Source organism: Shewanella marisflavi, assembly GCF_023283925.1.
In the GTDB taxonomy this organism is placed as follows: domain Bacteria; phylum Pseudomonadota; class Gammaproteobacteria; order Enterobacterales; family Shewanellaceae; genus Shewanella; species Shewanella marisflavi.
The window spans coordinates 286,212-301,611 of sequence record NZ_JAKIKX010000004.1 but is presented as its reverse complement, the minus strand read 5'-3'; the positions used below and the strand labels follow the sequence as shown (position 1 = coordinate 301,611).

8 protein-coding genes are annotated in these 15,400 nt (G+C 50.0%); 6 read left to right on the top strand and 2 right to left on the bottom strand.

Features of this window, described 5'->3' with window-relative positions; translation table 11 throughout:
* Positions 1 to 347: 347 nt before the first annotated feature.
* The 6 genes from L2712_RS10880 to L2712_RS10855 all read left to right on the top strand — a co-directional run bounded on the left by L2712_RS10880 (position 348) and on the right by L2712_RS10855 (position 12,103).
* A complete protein-coding gene (locus tag L2712_RS10880; protein WP_248977801.1) occupies positions 348 to 2,618 on the top strand; it encodes a multiheme c-type cytochrome in 2,271 nt (756 codons plus the stop codon).
* A gap of 461 nt (positions 2,619 to 3,079) precedes the next feature.
* A complete protein-coding gene (locus tag L2712_RS10875; RefSeq protein WP_033537652.1) occupies positions 3,080 to 5,248 on the top strand; it encodes an OmcA/MtrC family decaheme c-type cytochrome in 2,169 nt (722 codons plus the stop codon).
* Positions 5,249 to 5,621: 373 nt separating this feature from the next.
* Positions 5,622 to 7,622 carry an OmcA/MtrC family decaheme c-type cytochrome gene (locus L2712_RS10870; protein WP_033537651.1) on the top strand — a complete coding sequence of 667 codons (2,001 nt, stop codon included), beginning with the start codon at positions 5,622 to 5,624 and terminating at the stop codon, positions 7,620 to 7,622.
* Between the two features lie 81 nt (positions 7,623 to 7,703).
* Positions 7,704 to 8,690 carry a DmsE family decaheme c-type cytochrome gene (locus L2712_RS10865; protein WP_033537650.1) on the top strand — a complete coding sequence of 329 codons (987 nt, stop codon included), beginning with the start codon at positions 7,704 to 7,706 and terminating at the stop codon, positions 8,688 to 8,690.
* Between the two features lie 12 nt (positions 8,691 to 8,702).
* Positions 8,703 to 10,802 (top strand): MtrB/PioB family decaheme-associated outer membrane protein, encoded by a 2,100-nt coding sequence (locus tag L2712_RS10860; RefSeq protein WP_248977800.1) that lies wholly within the window; start codon positions 8,703 to 8,705, stop codon positions 10,800 to 10,802.
* Between the two features lie 137 nt (positions 10,803 to 10,939).
* On the top strand, positions 10,940 to 12,103 hold the full coding sequence (locus L2712_RS10855) for a sugar diacid recognition domain-containing protein (protein WP_033537648.1): 1,164 nt from the start codon (positions 10,940 to 10,942) through the stop codon (positions 12,101 to 12,103).
* A gap of 6 nt (positions 12,104 to 12,109) precedes the next feature.
* Here L2712_RS10855 and L2712_RS10850 read toward each other — a convergent pair whose 3' ends face one another.
* Together L2712_RS10850 and L2712_RS10845 are read right to left on the bottom strand one after the other, a co-directional pair.
* Positions 12,110 to 13,789 carry an RluA family pseudouridine synthase gene (locus L2712_RS10850; protein WP_248977799.1) on the bottom strand — a complete coding sequence of 560 codons (1,680 nt, stop codon included), beginning with the start codon at positions 13,787 to 13,789 and terminating at the stop codon, positions 12,110 to 12,112.
* A 298-nt stretch (positions 13,790 to 14,087) separates the two neighbouring features.
* Positions 14,088 to 15,059 carry a TDT family transporter gene (locus L2712_RS10845; RefSeq protein WP_248977798.1) on the bottom strand — a complete coding sequence of 324 codons (972 nt, stop codon included), beginning with the start codon at positions 15,057 to 15,059 and terminating at the stop codon, positions 14,088 to 14,090.
* Positions 15,060 to 15,400: the final 341 nt, after the last annotated feature.

Sequence of the window (15,400 nt, the reverse complement as noted above, 5' to 3'; positions counted from 1 at the left end):
TCCACCAATGAGTTTGTCTTAGATCAATACATAAGCTAATAAAACGCCCACTTATTAAGCTTCACTTAAGATAGCGGCCGACTTTTCACAGCATTGCTTAATTTTGAAACCGAGCTAAAATATAACCCACTGTAATTATTGTACTTTAACACAACTATCATTTTGTAACACTGTTAATAGATCCGCTTCACGTTTGGGCAGACGCACGCTCTCCATCTACCCCCTTTTGAGTAATATGCGCCCAAGGTGTCGCCAAGTCATTGAGGCAATAGCAATAACTCTGGCTCACCTTGTTCATACCAAAAATAAAATTGAGATCACTCTCATTCTCATGCAGGGGAAAAATGATGAAACGGTATTCAATCAGTACCGCTGTCAAAACAGCTTTCAGTGTTGGGGCCTTGTCCCTAGCGCTTGCCGGTTGTGGCGGCAGCGATGGTAAAGATGGTGAAGACGGCAAACCAGGTGAAATCGCAATCGATATCAACAGTGCAACCGCCGTACAGACCCAAATAGAAAAGGCAAGCTTTGATGAGACGTCAAAAACCTTAACCTTCGAATTCAGTCTAACCAATCCTAACGGTGTTGCCGTTACTGGATTAGAGACACTTACCGATCCACTACGTATCGCCTTTGGTCGTATGGGCACACGCAGCGAAGCCTTCACTCCCTTCAGCTTAGAAGACGGTACAGAAGTCACCGCCAGAGGCGATGGCGATGAGGAGATCTGGCTTTCTTACCGTAATGCCAGCAAAAATGGCGTACCTATGACAGGTTCTAACAACTGGCGCCCGACCCGTGACTGTCAGGAAGGTGTGACCTGTCTGGCTTATCTTGGCCAGGGAAGATATCAGGTTACTGCGCCGGAGATCATCGACACTAATGGTCTGGATTATGGCTATGACGCCAATCGCATCAATGGTATCTACCTGATCACCTATGGCGTGGGTCAGAACAAGCTTAAGAATGTCGAAGCCTACTACTGGGATCCATTAACAGAGCAGTCTGTCGCCTCACCTAAGAAGGTGTTAGAGATGGAAACCTGTACTAACTGTCACGTAGGCCAGGATCATATTCGTCATGGCAACTATGGTAACACCGCCGATGGCTGTGGCTTCTGTCATACCGATTACACCCAATACAGCGGCTCTGGTGTTGACGGAGAAGGTAATACGGTTGAATTTAATTTTGATGGCTCAATCAAAGGCCTAGTGCATGCGGTTCACACAGGTATCACTGAAGGTGATCGCCGTGAACTGGCAAAATTCAATACTGTTATTGCTAACGCAAGCAAAAACCCAGCATTTGCATACAAGTTTGATGGTGCGGCGCTCGATAGCGAAGGTCAGCCTAAAGCCGAGCTTAACTTCCCAGCCTCAACAGCCAACTGCCAAAGCTGTCACATTAGCTACACCACAACTGAAGAGACACTGCCAGAAGGACTTACTCCTCATGCAATGGCATGGTTTGCTGATAAGGATGCCGTTGCCTGTCAAACTTGCCACGGTGATTACCATTACGGTAACCGCACTGAGCTTGTTGGAGAAGAAACCCAGCTGGTAGGCTGTGTCGCCTGTCACAGTAGCCACGACGGTAACACCCGTGGCGGCGCCTTCCGTCATTTCGCTGCCCATGAGCAAGACAGCCGCGAAGCAGCATCACAGGCGGGTACTCTAATTGATGCCAGCTACAGTCAAATCAACTGGGATGAGGCTTCAAATACCTTAAGCTTTACCATGCACTTAACTAAGGGTGAAGAGATAGTAACTGCTGACTATACCACTGGCATGCGTCTCTATGTAAACGCCGTTGACGCGACAAAGCCTGATGCTTTCCTAGCCGGACGCACCAGTGGTTCAGTCATCGCGAATATAGATGGTAGTTACGGTGTAACGGTTAATGCTGCTAACCCAGGTTATGGCCTTCCATCTCTGGCTGATGCTATCAAGGCTGGGGCGAACATTGCCATCACTCCAAGCTTTAACACCTGTTTTGCAAACAAGAGCTCGACATTGACAGCTCTTGATAGTGAAGGTAACTGTTCAGGTGCCCTCAGCACTAATGCTGCAAAAACCGCATTTTTGACGCTAAGTGGTGAACAAGCTCCTGAACGCGCCAGCGCCGTTGACTATGAAAACTGTGCAAGCTGTCACAACAACGACATGGTTGCCCGCAAAGGCGATACGCACTACCGCAATGCAGACGTGCACACTTGTGCGCAGTGTCACGAAGCTGGCGATTACAACAGCCTAATCGTTCGTGTACACGGCACTTTCGGTAAGGCACACGGCCGCGAAGATGTTCAGTCTCTAGTGAGCAGTGCCAACTGTTCTGCTTGTCATAGTGATATGAACTTCGGTCTAGAAAATGCGCGTTCAACCCCAATGCGTTGGAACAAGGGCGATGCCAGTTTCTCTAGTCCACAAGCGGGTGTTTGTGCCTCATGCCACGTCTCATCAAGCTATGAGATCGGCGGAGGAAAAGAAGCGGCTAAATCACACATCGAAAGCATGGGTGGTGTCGTTGCGGGTAGCTACGAAGAAGCTATGCTCAACAGCGAGTCGTGCCTAACCTGCCATAGTGCAGAAAAGGTTGCCGAGTTGCATAAGCAAGACTAAAAAGCAAAGTCTGTTCTAAATCATGACAAGAGTGGAAAGCCAAGCTTTCCACTCTTTTTTTGTTTACCACACATCCCTTTAACTTCAGCGAGTGACTTTCCCACAACTTCCCACACATACCTAAACAGGCTAACACGCCGTGACAAACCCGGCTCACCTTGCCACAAAAATTTAACAAAAAGTCCTTTTAACTGGCTGACTTTCTTAAGTGAAAATGAAAATTTCACTTAAAATGCATTTTTTTACCTACCTCTAAAGAAATAGTCAGATCTCAATCACATAAGCTGACTGAAACACCTGCTAAAAAGCTGCCATTTCGATAGCCTTAGAGGTGGAAATTAATTCCACACACTAAGCGAGTGTTTTCAACGTAGAAAACAATTACAGCACTCTGTTTCAGTACTTGTTTTTATTGAAGAACAATCAATTAGTGATGATTAAAACTATTGCAGGGAATAATCATGATGAAAAAGTTCAATGTTAATGCAGCGACAAAAGCTGTATTAGGTGCCGGACTTCTCTCTCTCGCTTTATCTGGTTGCGGCAGCGACGGTAAAGATGGCGAAGATGGCAAGCCAGGTCCTATCGCTAACCCCATTGGCGAGGTTTCACACCTAAAATCGACTATTCAATCGGCCAGCGTAGATGACGCAGGTATCCTCACCATCAACTTCAATCTATCTGACGCTAACGGCGTTGCGGTATTCGGTCTCACACCAGCAGATATTGGTGCAGTTTCTTTTGGTCGTGTCGGCAACGAAGATGAAGTGGGCAGCACAGATCTCGAAGGCAACCCACGTGATATCTGGTTAAGCTACTTTAATAAAGATAAAGGCGATGACCACTACACTGGCTCTTCCTACTTCAAAGGTTCAGAGTGTGAAACTTGCTTAACCGATAATGGTGACGGTAGCTATACGCTAGTGCTGGATAAACCTATCGACACCTTAGGCAAGTACGACTATAAGGCAGACGTCACTAACGGCATCTACCTCGGCGTTAAGGCGAGCAATTTTGCCGGTTCGTCAATGGTTGATAACAGCTTCTTCTATTGGCAACCAAGTTCTGACACAGTTCAAGATAAGCCTAAAGCTTTGATTGCAAATGATACTTGTCAGAGCTGTCACCGTCCTGGTCAAGATGGCGCTCTTGCCATGCATGGCGGCAAACATGTCACACTTGAGTCTTGTACCTTCTGTCATACCGACTACAACACGTACATGAAAGACGAGAAAGATGACGCTGGCAACGTGGTACGTAGCTATGAGTTTGATGGCTCAATCAAAGGTATGGCACACGCTATCCATAGCCACTCGACCTACAACGGTATCTACCCACAAAGCGCGGGTAACTGCCAAACCTGTCACCAGGCAGATGAAAGCCTGATGATGGCTGACGCCTGGAAGGCTGACTTGGATACTGCAACCTGTATGAACTGTCATAACAGCCCATATGCAGTACCAAGCTGGCACTGGGATAGTGACAACAACCAGATTGATGAAAGCAAGCAAAACTGTGTGAGCTGTCATAACGATCCAAACGGTGGTGTACGCGGTGCAGAATCGGGCCACTACCTGAAAAATGACAATGCACAATCAGCAGCTGCAAAAGTGACCTTTAACAGCATGAGCTATGATGCTGATACTAAGACAGTAACGGCTAACATGACTGTGAGCTTAGGTGATACTAAGGTGACGTTGGCACAAATCGATCCTACGCCATACAAATATGGTGGTGACACCAGTGCCATTGTATTCAACGGTGTAGTCGATGATGACTTCCTCGTGAACTACCAAAAGATAGGTTACCGCTACTTCACTGCTGGCGAAGATGGGTCTATCAATGTCACTATCGCTGATGGTGCATACAAGGTTGCCCAGGTGATGGAAACCCCTGAAGTGACTGTTGCGCTAAGCAGCCAACTGCACATCTGCTTTGACGGCAAAGGCGCATTAGCCGACTGTACAGTCACAGAAGGCGTTGCAACAAATGCTGGCCCTTATGTGCCTTCTGACACAGCCTACTTCGCTGCCGATGGTACCAAGGTTGACCAGTCTCCACGCGTACAACATGCAGACATGACAGCTTGTCAGCAGTGTCACACTACTGCGATCAAGCATCGTTTCAGTAACGATATGGATGGCTGTGCAAGCTGCCACAATGGCACACGTGACAAGAAAGGCGCAGGTTCTTCTAACCTAGCTTATATTGTTCACAGCAAGCACTATGTCTATACCCCTGAAGGCGACATGTTCTTCAAGAAGACTGAGTGTCAGGCATGTCACGGTGACAACGGATTCTCACTTTCTAAGATAGATCCGAAAGCCGCACCTGTTGCCTTTGGTACAACTGATGGTAACCGTTTAAGTGACGCTAACGAGCAGCTAGTGGTATCACCACAAGCCGCAGCATGTGTCAGCTGTCACCAAGCGCCTTATGGTCTAAGTGAAGCCACTGCAGCACACATTCAGACCAATGGTGGCTTGCTAAAGCAAGACGGTGCTCCACTCACCACCTTAGGTGTACCTGCTAGCGATTATGATAGCCTCAACCCGGCTGAAACTTGCTCTACTTGTCATAAAGACAGTCAGATCCTGGAAGCTCACGCTAACTGGGGCAGCAGTCACTAGTGACTTAGCCTTTCCCCTGATGGCTCATCTGGGGAAATTCTGATACCCAAAGGGAGGCATTGCCTCCCTTTGTTTTTAATAAAGAACAGCTAATGCTAAAATAAAAACAAAAATCGCAAAACCGTTTCATTTTGCAACATTTTTTTCATCAAACTTCGCCTTTACCAGCCCTCAAACCTACCCCTTTAGAAATAGAAAGATCTGGGTCACACATTAGACTCAGTCAGGCAGATTTTAGCCGTCTGTTACGTTAGCATTTCCTTGGGGATTTCTATTTCCAGCATTGACTTAGGTCGCACAACTTATAAACGAGAATCGGCGCTGTTAACAGGCCATGCACTTAAGACGATGCCAAACCTATGCAGGGAAAAAAATGATGAACGTACAACACAATAAATTTAAGCTGCTTATCGCAGCAGGTGCCGTCTCCATGGCTCTTACCGGTTGTGGTGGTAGCGATGGTAAAGATGGTAATCCGGGCAACCCAGGTGGCCCAGCAGCCGACGCCATTGAAGTGCTTCACCTTGATGTCACCAAGGTGGACTATGACAACGGCATTCCAACTATCACAGTCTTTGCGACCAACGAAGAAGATCTTCCAGTTATCGGTCTAAAAGATCTTGAAGTGAAAAAAGTGGTTCAACTGCTGCCACAAGGTGCAACCGGTGCCGGTAATGCCGCCGAATGGCAATTCATTGGCTCACAAAAAGCCTTTACCGATCATAAAGATGGTAACTACACTTTTACTATCGACGTGGAAGGTTACAACTCAGAACTAACTCAACGCTACAACGTTATCGCCAGTGCATCGACACTGCTTGACGGTGTAACTGCCGTACCACGTACTGAGATCGCAGAAGATTTCTCAGGTGAAGGCTATGAAGCCCTTTACACCAAAAATGTGGTTGATACCGCTAGCTGTAACAGCTGTCACGCAGAAGGTAAGAAGATCTATCACAGCTACACTGAGGTAGAGAGCTGTGTGTCTTGTCATACTCAAGAGATGGCAGATGACAAAGGTAAGCAACAAGTTGCCTTCGGCCATCTGATCCACAACGTGCACAACGACGCTAAGATGTACGGTCGTAACATGGATAAGAGCGCCGAAACCGCTCATCACATAGTGCAAGACAACTGCCAAACCTGTCACGTGCAGTCAGAAGAGCTAACCGAGTGGGGTAACTGGTCACGCGTTCCAACCATGGAAACCTGTACTAGCTGCCACGTCAACGTAGACTTCAAAGCGGGTAAAGGTCACTCTCAGCAAAATGACAACAGCAACTGTGTTGCCTGTCATAACGCGAGCTGGACTGCCGAGCTCCATACACAAGCGGGCAACGACAAGAAAGCCCTTATCGACCAATACGGCCTAAATGTTGAATCTGTTATCAACGCAGAAACCAAAGCTGCAACCATCAGTATTGAGGTTGTCGATTCAAGTGGCGCAGCCGTTGATATCAACACTATTCTGCCTATGGTACAGCGCTTCGAGATCGTCACTAACGTAGGGCCAAACAATGTCACTCTTGGCTACTATGGTAAAGACTTAATCAATGCTGTGAAAAATGGCGTACTGGATGCAGCTGCTAAGATCGAAGATGGCAAGCTGGTTTACACCACAAGCAAAGATCTTAAGCTAGGTGAAGAAGGTGCCGACAACGAAACCGCCTTTACCTTCGTCGGTTGGGCAATGTGTTCAGACAAGGGTGAGTTCGTTACCTGTGACGATCCAGCTTTCGACGGTAGTGATACTGATAAGTACACTGGTATGAAAGCCGATTTGGTCTTTGCCACGCTATCGGGTCAAGCACCAAGCATGCGTCATGTCGACTCAGTTAACTTCACTGCCTGTGCATCTTGTCACACCAAAGAGTTTGAAGTGCACAAGGGTAGCCACCATGCTGGTTTCGTGATGTCTGAGCAGCTGTCTCACACCAAAGACGCCAACGATATGCCTATCATAGGTGTCGATGCTTGTGTGGCTTGTCACACGCCAGATGGCACTTATGCCGGCGGTGCAAACATGGGCGCTCTTGAGCTGAAACTTCATAAAGTTCATAGCTCTGGTGATTACGCTGTTATCGCTGGCATGACCTGTGAGCAATGTCATAACGACTTCAACCTTGATGCATTTAAGAACAAGGGCGCGCTAGCGACAGCAGGCGGAACATACACAACGCCTATCGCAGCAACCTGTATGTCTTGCCACGTATATAGCCCTGAATCAGAAGCTAAATTTGCAGCACATGCTGAAGGTCAAGGCGCTATTGTTAATGGCACCGATAAGCAAGCGGTTACCGAGGCAGCGCAACTGGAAACTTGTTTCTACTGCCACGCACCTGTTATCGAAGATCACACTGCGGTGAAGATGTAATTTGCACATCTCAAATTGAAATCCGGGGGAGTCACCTCCCCCACTTTTCACGACTATTTTGTGCAAATTAGGATGCCTATTATGAAAATCATAAATCAATTCAAAAGCCTGATTCCGGCGGTGATGGCAGCAGCTGTGCTGTCGCTTGGCATAAGCCAAGGCGCCGTTGCCTCTAAGTGGGACGCTAAGATGACCCCTGACGAGGTGGAAGCCACGCTAGACAAGAAGTTTGCCGAAGGCCAATACTCGCCTAAAGGTGCCGACTCTTGCCTTATGTGTCACGGCAAATCAGAAAAGGTCATGGATCTGTTTAAAGGCGTACACGGCGCCGCCGACTCGAGCAAAAGCCCGATGGCCGGTCTGCAGTGTGAAGCCTGCCACGGCCCTATGGGTAAGCATAACCGCGGCGGTAACGAGCCGATGATCGCCTTCGGTCCCGACTCAAGCTTGTCTGCTGAGAAGCAAAACAGCGTCTGTATGAGCTGTCACAAAGATGACAAGCGTATGGCCTGGAACGGCGGTCACCACGATAATGCCGATGTTGCCTGTGCTTCTTGTCACTCAGTTCACACAGATAAAGATCCCGTGCTCTCTAAGAACACCGAGATGGAGATCTGTACCAGCTGCCACACTAAGCAAAAAGCTGACATGAACAAGCGCTCTGCTCACCCAATGAAGTGGGCGCAGATGGTTTGTAGCGATTGTCACAACCCACACGGTACCCTGTCAGACTCGGACCTGGTTAAGCCCAGCGTTAACGAGACCTGCTACTCGTGCCACGCAGAAAAACGCGGCCCAAAGCTATGGGAACATGCTCCCGTAACTGAAAACTGTGTTAGCTGCCACAACCCGCACGGTAGCGTTAACGAGGGCATGTTGAAGACTCGCGCGCCACAACTTTGTCAGCAGTGCCACGCTAGCGATGGCCATGCCAGCAATGCTTACCTGGGCAACACCGACCAAGGTACCGTGGGTGGTAACGCCTTTACCGGTGGTCGTAGCTGTCTGAACTGTCACAACCAGATCCATGGTTCAAACCATCCATCTGGCAAGCTATTCCAGCGCTAAGGAGACGAGAAGATGAAATTCAAACTCAATGTAGTCACCCTCGCCCTTATCGCTAATGCCGGTATCGTCATGCCTGGCATGGCACTGGCCGATGGCTATGGCATTCAAAACGCCAATACCGAGAAGGTGAAGTTCGATAAGTGGGACTGTAAGCGTTGTAAAATTGAAACTGGCGTCAGCGGCACTGTAGGTGTTGGCGTGGGTTACAACGACAGCGATGATATACGCTCTGCCAACGCATTTGCCGCCGAAAATGAATTTGCCGGTAAGGTCGATGCCGATGTCAGTTACGTCAGCGAATCTGGTTACCGTGCCAGCGTAGAGGCGCAAAACCTCGGCATGGAAAACGGTTCTCTTGATCTCGAAACTGGCAAGGTAGGACAGCACAAGCTGAACATCAACTACCGTCAAATTGCCACCTACAAGACTGACAAGGCGATGAGTCCTTATCAAGGCGTAGGCGGCGACCACCTCACTCTGCCAGACAACTGGCAAACTGCGGGCTCAAGCCAGGATATGAGTGAGCTATACAACAGCCTTAACCCACTTGAACTCTCCCTCAAGCGCAAGCGCGCTGGCCTGGGCTTCGAGTATCAGGGTGAGGAGCTGTGGAGCACTTACATCACCTATGAGCGTGAAGATAAAACGGGTCTTAAGCAGGCATCAGGTAGTTTCTTCAATCAGTCTATGATGCTGGCTGAGCCTGTGGATTACACCACAGATACCGTGGAGGCAGGCGTCAAGTTCAAAGGCGACAACTGGTTTACCGCCCTGGCCTACTCAGGTTCAAGCTTTAAGAACCAGTACAGCCAGCTGACCTTTGACAATGCCTTTAATCCGACCTTCGGCGCGCAGACTCAGGGCACCATGGCGTTAGACCCAGACAACGAGGCGCACACCGTCTCGCTAATGGGCCAATACACAGCCGGTAGCACCATCATGAGCGGCCGCGTGCATTACGGTCAGATGAGCCAAGATCAGGCGCTGGTAACCTCTGGTTATGGTTATCAAACGCCAGTAGATGCCGTGGATGCTAAGGTCGATATGACTGGCGCTAACCTAAAGGTCGTGTCTCGCATCAACCGCACGGTTCGTGTTAACGCCAGCTATGACTATAGCGACCGCGATAACAAAACCAATGTGGAAGAATGGACTCAGATCAGCATCGACTCCACCACAGGCAAAGCGGCCTACAACACCCCTTATGACTTCACGACACAAAGAGGTAAAGTGGGTGTTGATTTGCGTATCAGCCGTGGCATGAAGCTTGATGTGGGTTACGACTACCGTCGCGACGAGCGTAGCTACCAAGATCGCGAAACCACTGATGAGAACACGCTGTGGGCTAAGTACCACCTAAGCGCATTTGACAAGTGGGATATGTGGATCAAGGGTAGCTATGGCGAGCGTGATGGTTCGCAATACCAAGCCTCAGAGTGGACCTCGAATGAGTCAAACAGCCTGCTGCGCAAGTACAACCTTGCCGACCGCAAGCGCACCATGGTCGAGGCTCGTGTTAGCCACACGCCAATCGATGCGCTGACCATTGACTTTGGTGGTCGTTACGCACTGGATGACTACAACGAAACCCAAATCGGTCTCACTGAGTCAAAAGATGTCAGCTATGACATCAACCTCAGCTACCTGCTCAACGACGATATGATGGTTAACGCCTTCTACAATCGTCAAAACATTGATTCAGAGCAGGCTGGCAGCACCAACTTTGGCGCGCCAAACTGGTTTGGTTTAGTTGAAGATCAGGTCGATGTGGTTGGCGCTGGGTTTAGCTACAACAATCTGTTAGAGAAGAAACTACGTCTTGGCGTAGACTACACCTTCTCAGATTCAAGCAGCAACACTCAGGTACAACAGGGTATCACTGGTGACTATGGCGATTACTATGCCAGAGTCCACAACGTCAATTTCTATGGTCAATACCAGGCCACCGATAAGATGGCTGTTCGTCTTGACTACAAGATGGAAAAATACCAGGACAATGACCCAGGTAACAGCATAGCGCCAGATGGTATTTGGAACGTCGTCGGATTTGGTTACAACAACCACGACTACAATGCCCACCTGATCATGCTTAGCATGAGCTACAAGCTGTAATAAGCTAAAGCCTACAAAAAAACCCGCGCCTGTCGCGGGTTTTTTATTGCCATCTCGCAAAAGCGTCCAGCAAGTCTAGTGTCTGGTAAATTTTTGCCTTAAGCTCAAGGTTCAATCCCTAAGCCGTTAACATCGACTTGTTCTTTCTCGACACACAACTTGCCCAACAAATAGTCGATCGCACCATGGCGATCATCGGCCACAATATCAATGTGATGAACAGCCAAGGCGTGATCCTGGGCTCTGGCGACCCACACCGAATCGGCTCCACCCACGAAGGTGCCCTGCTGGCCATCAGTCAGAATCGCACCGTTGAGCTCAACAACGCCAGCACAGGTAGCCTGCATGGGGTCAAGGCGGGCATCAACCTGCCGCTGCACTATCAGGGCGAGATCATCGGCGTTATCGGTATCACGGGCGAGCCTGAACACCTCAGGGCCTTTGGCCAGCTGCTGAAAATGACCGCCGAGATGATTGTTGAACAGGCTAACTCGCTGGATGTGGCGCAATGGCGTGCTCGTCAGCAGGAGGAGTTTATCCTGCAGCTGATAAAACCTGAGGGACGGGATCTCGATCATCTCAGGATCTGGGCTAAACGACTCGATATTGATCTTGAGATGCCCAGAGTCGCCGCCGTCATTCGAATCAATGACGATACCAGCGACGAGCGTGCTAACTCTCTGCTCAAGACTGTGTTGCACCTGCTGGAAACGCCTTCAAGGGGCAACCTAATCGCCATGACCTCGATGACAGAGTTGGTGATCCTCAAACCCGCTTTTCTCGATGGCAAGTCTTGGAGCGCCGAAGCTGAGAGCCTGCGCATAGACCGCCTACTTAAACGTCTGCCAAACGAGTTAAACACACGCCTCAAAATCGCTCTTGGCCACTACTTCCCCGATACCATGGAGATCAACCGCTCCTATCAGACGGCGCTGGAAACCCTCAATTTTGGTCAACAGTTACAACCTGAGCAGAGCAAATACCTCTATGAAGACCATGCCCTCTTGGTGATGCTCTCAGGCCTTAAGGATGACTGGCGCGGCAAACAGTTATTGACGCCATTTCAGCGCCTGATAGACAAAGACAAGAACGCCCTGCTACGCAAGACGCTAGCAAGTTATTTGGGACACTTTGGCGATCAGCAAGCCTGTGCCAAGTCGCTGTTTATTCACCGTAACACCCTAAGGTATCGCTTGGATAAGATAGCCCAAATCACTAAGATAGATATTCATAAGCTCGACGGCCTGTTGCAGCTCTATCTGGGGCAGGTGTTACTAAGCCGCACCCAGGATGAGCAATAAAAAGGTCTAGAAATCGGGCTCACAGCTAAAACTCACCCGCTCGCCGCTTAGCGGATGGTTAAAGGCCAGATACTGGGCATGTAGATGCAATCGGTTGGCCTTAGCGCCATAGAGATCGTCACCGATAATCGGCAGCCCTAAGCCATCTTGATGAGCGCAGTGCACCCTGAGCTGATGGGTTCGGCCTGTTTTCGGAAACAGTGACAACAAGGTCGTGCCCGCTTCCCTGGCCTTTACCTGCCAATAGGTATGAGCATGTTTACCATGTTCAAAACAGACCAGCTGGCGCGGTCTGTCATCAAGGTCCACTCTCAGAGGCAACTTGATCTCCCCCTCCTCGCCCTTTACTTCTCCAGCCACCTTGGCAAGATAGCGCTTCTCCACGGTGCGGCCGATGAACTGTTGTACCAACGCCTTATTGGCCTCGCTGCTCAGTGCGATCACCATCAAACCCGAGGTGGACATATCCAGGCGGTGCACTATCAGCGGTCCACTGGCCCTCGGAAAGGCCAGCTTCATGCGACTATAAACGCTATCACTGATGTTCTTGCCTGGCACTGAGAGAAACTCTGCCGGCTTGTTGATCACGGCTATCGCCTCATCCTGATAGAGAATGGGGAGCGCTTTGCCCTCGGCAGGGTTGCTCAGCAGCGGATTATCATCCAGCTCGATACCGGCAAGCATATGACCTAAAATGGGTTCGCACTTGCCCTGACAGGCACCATAGAAATGCCTATGTTGCTTCACCTCGGACTTGGGCGATGCCCCCCACCAGAACTCTGCCATCGCAATAGGTTTAAAGTGATGTTCAAAGGCAAATTGCAGCAACTTAGGCGCGGCGCACTCCCCCGCCCCGGCCGGCGGTAATCCATTAGGCAGGTGACTAAACAGGCTGTTAAGATCCTTAACCTCGCCCGCCTGATTTAAAAAGCGGTACTGGGCAAACAACTTTAGCTGCAAGGCACTGGACTGCATGGCGCGTCGCTGTTTTAAGGCGTCAAGATCAGCATTCAAGCTGGCAAGTTGGGTGGCGCGCACCTCAATCTGACTGTCCCACTGCTCATTTAACAGCCTGAGCCTGTGCTTCTCGGCCACGCTCTCGCGACCAAGCTGTTGCTGTAATGCCTCAAAGGCCGCGGCATCAAGCTGCTCACCCGCCACTCGTCTGGCCTTGCGCGACTTACGGTTGTCGATAATCTCCGCCCTAAGTTCGCCCACAGCCTGCTCTTTGGCTTCGCGCAGCGCCTTAAGTTCGCTCTGTAGCCCGCTGAGAACGGAGGATTGTTGTAACGCCTCAAGCTCTGCCGTCAATTGATTGATGGCCAGCTGCTCGCCATGAAAAAAGCTATCCTGGGTCAGCATGTCAAACACAGGCGGCACAAAGCCCGGCAGCAGATTCTGCTCGGCGAGTTTGCCAGAAAACGCCTTGAGATAACCAAGCTCACCCTGTTCATTTTGCACCACCAAGACGCCAAACATCTTGCCAATGGCACCTTCGCGCTCGCCGCTCAGACCGAAGTTGTGCTGCCACTGCTTTTGATGTTCAAGATATTCCTGCAACTCACTTGCCGCCAGCTCACACAGCTTGTGGGGCTCATAATAGAAGGGAAAGGTAAACCGCTCAGGCAGCGCGATCCCCTCGACGGAGGCGCGAAACGGAGTGAAACATTGCTGGGCACAGTACATGGCGTCTGACATCTTAAATAAATACGGCAAAAAGCGGGGGCAATGGCGCTAGGCCCCCTTTCTGAAAGCGGGGATTTTACGCACTCTCGCCGGCTAAGTCATGCCGTAAAGGTCATTATTTTTGCGCATACGGACCGTTAAGACTATAGGGTTTTGATTATTGCGCTGAGCGCATGGGGATTCGTTGAGTTGCTGGCTTTCACGCGGCGAGGCTTCCTTGCCAGTACGGTTAACCTGCCGCCCATCAAGCAGGGCGCGTCGATACTGAACAAAACGAGACTCTAAACAGGAGGTGACACTAAGCTGTCCGTGAAACAAGGCGTGGCTGTATCAAGAGGTTATTGATGTAGCGCAGCGTGACATAACACACCACAAGGGTCGCCACCATTAACTCAAATACCGCTAACTCTCTCACCTGCTGCACATAATCAGCCTTTATCCCCTCGAGTACCATCCAGTTTGCCATCTTAAACAATGCCGTACTGCCAATCACTAAAGGGAAAGTAAACGCCGCATAGCCGGGGCTAAAGGGCAATCTCAGGAGCTTATAAAACGCCAGGTAGATAACAGCGGTCATCAGCACGGCGATGCCAAATAACAGGGCGATAATCACCGGCGATGGCGTTGTTGTAACGGTTAAATAGCCTGCCAACGAGAGACTGGCTGGCGCCGCCAGAATCGCCATAGTGGGTTTCGCCGCATCAGGCACTTCATGGGTAAACATGAAACGATAGATCATCATGGGCAGCATCACGGCATAAGCCAACATGCCAAAGAGCAGCGCGCCCTGCGCTATCCCTGCCAGTGCCGGATTGCCTGAGAAAGAGACATCCGCAACCACAATGCCTACGGGGGGAATAAACCAACTGGGCACCAAATGGTGAAGTTCAAAGTCTTTTGCCCTGTGATATACAAAGCTCACCAGAAAGATGATGTGGAGCACCACAGCCACTAGCCACAAGGCTTCACCCGCTAGCGGATAAAATTGCGCCAGGGAGTTAGACACCACCATGAGCGCCATCGCAAAGGTGGGGACGACACTGCCGACGACCGGATGAGCGAGATCTTGCCTAAGCAGAGCGTGATGAAAGAAAAACTTAACGGCCAAGACGACTAACAGCACGCTGGCAATCGCGGCGCCAGTCCACTGCCCATAGCCATGGAGCTCGGCAAAGTTTTCCCAACACCAACCTAAGCTTGCAATGCCCAGCGCCAAGCCCGCCATTGGTGTGGGTATGCCCCTTACGGCCTTGCTCATTTTATGAATCATAACAATCTCAATCAGGTGGTTTTTTATCTTCTTAGCAATGTTCACCATCATTTCCGGCATGAGAAGCAGAGCCTGTTTCTCAACAATTCAGCCCTGAGCAATTGCGTTTCAGCAGGACTCAACAGGCTTACCTTTCAAGTCTTCCAGCCAACAATGGGAACGGGAACATGCTCTGTCAGGTGACAGTTCGCACCAATGTTAAGGTTTATTTGGTGAAGTTATTTTGATCTAGGTCGAGGTCGGAACAAATGGTTATTGTGGCGATCAGCCCAATGGGGGGAATCTGGCAGTAGCGCCTGCCCGGCAGGGCTCGTACAATCACTATTTTGGCACGGTGAGTG

What these genes read in the sequence shown, in the direction of transcription:
- L2712_RS10880 (WP_248977801.1), top strand. Translation starts at nt 348, where the DNA reads ATGAAACGGTATTCAATCAGTACCGCTGTCAAAACAGCTTTCAGTGTT.
- L2712_RS10875 (WP_033537652.1), top strand. Translation starts at nt 3,080, where the DNA reads ATGATGAAAAAGTTCAATGTTAATGCAGCGACAAAAGCTGTATTAGGT.
- L2712_RS10870 (WP_033537651.1), top strand. Translation starts at nt 5,622, where the DNA reads ATGATGAACGTACAACACAATAAATTTAAGCTGCTTATCGCAGCAGGT.
- L2712_RS10865 (WP_033537650.1), top strand. Translation starts at nt 7,704, where the DNA reads ATGAAAATCATAAATCAATTCAAAAGCCTGATTCCGGCGGTGATGGCA.
- L2712_RS10860 (WP_248977800.1), top strand. Translation starts at nt 8,703, where the DNA reads ATGAAATTCAAACTCAATGTAGTCACCCTCGCCCTTATCGCTAATGCC.
- L2712_RS10850 (WP_248977799.1), bottom strand. Translation starts at nt 13,789, where the DNA reads ATGTACTGTGCCCAGCAATGTTTCACTCCGTTTCGCGCCTCCGTCGAG.
- L2712_RS10845 (WP_248977798.1), bottom strand. Translation starts at nt 15,059, where the DNA reads ATGATTCATAAAATGAGCAAGGCCGTAAGGGGCATACCCACACCAATG.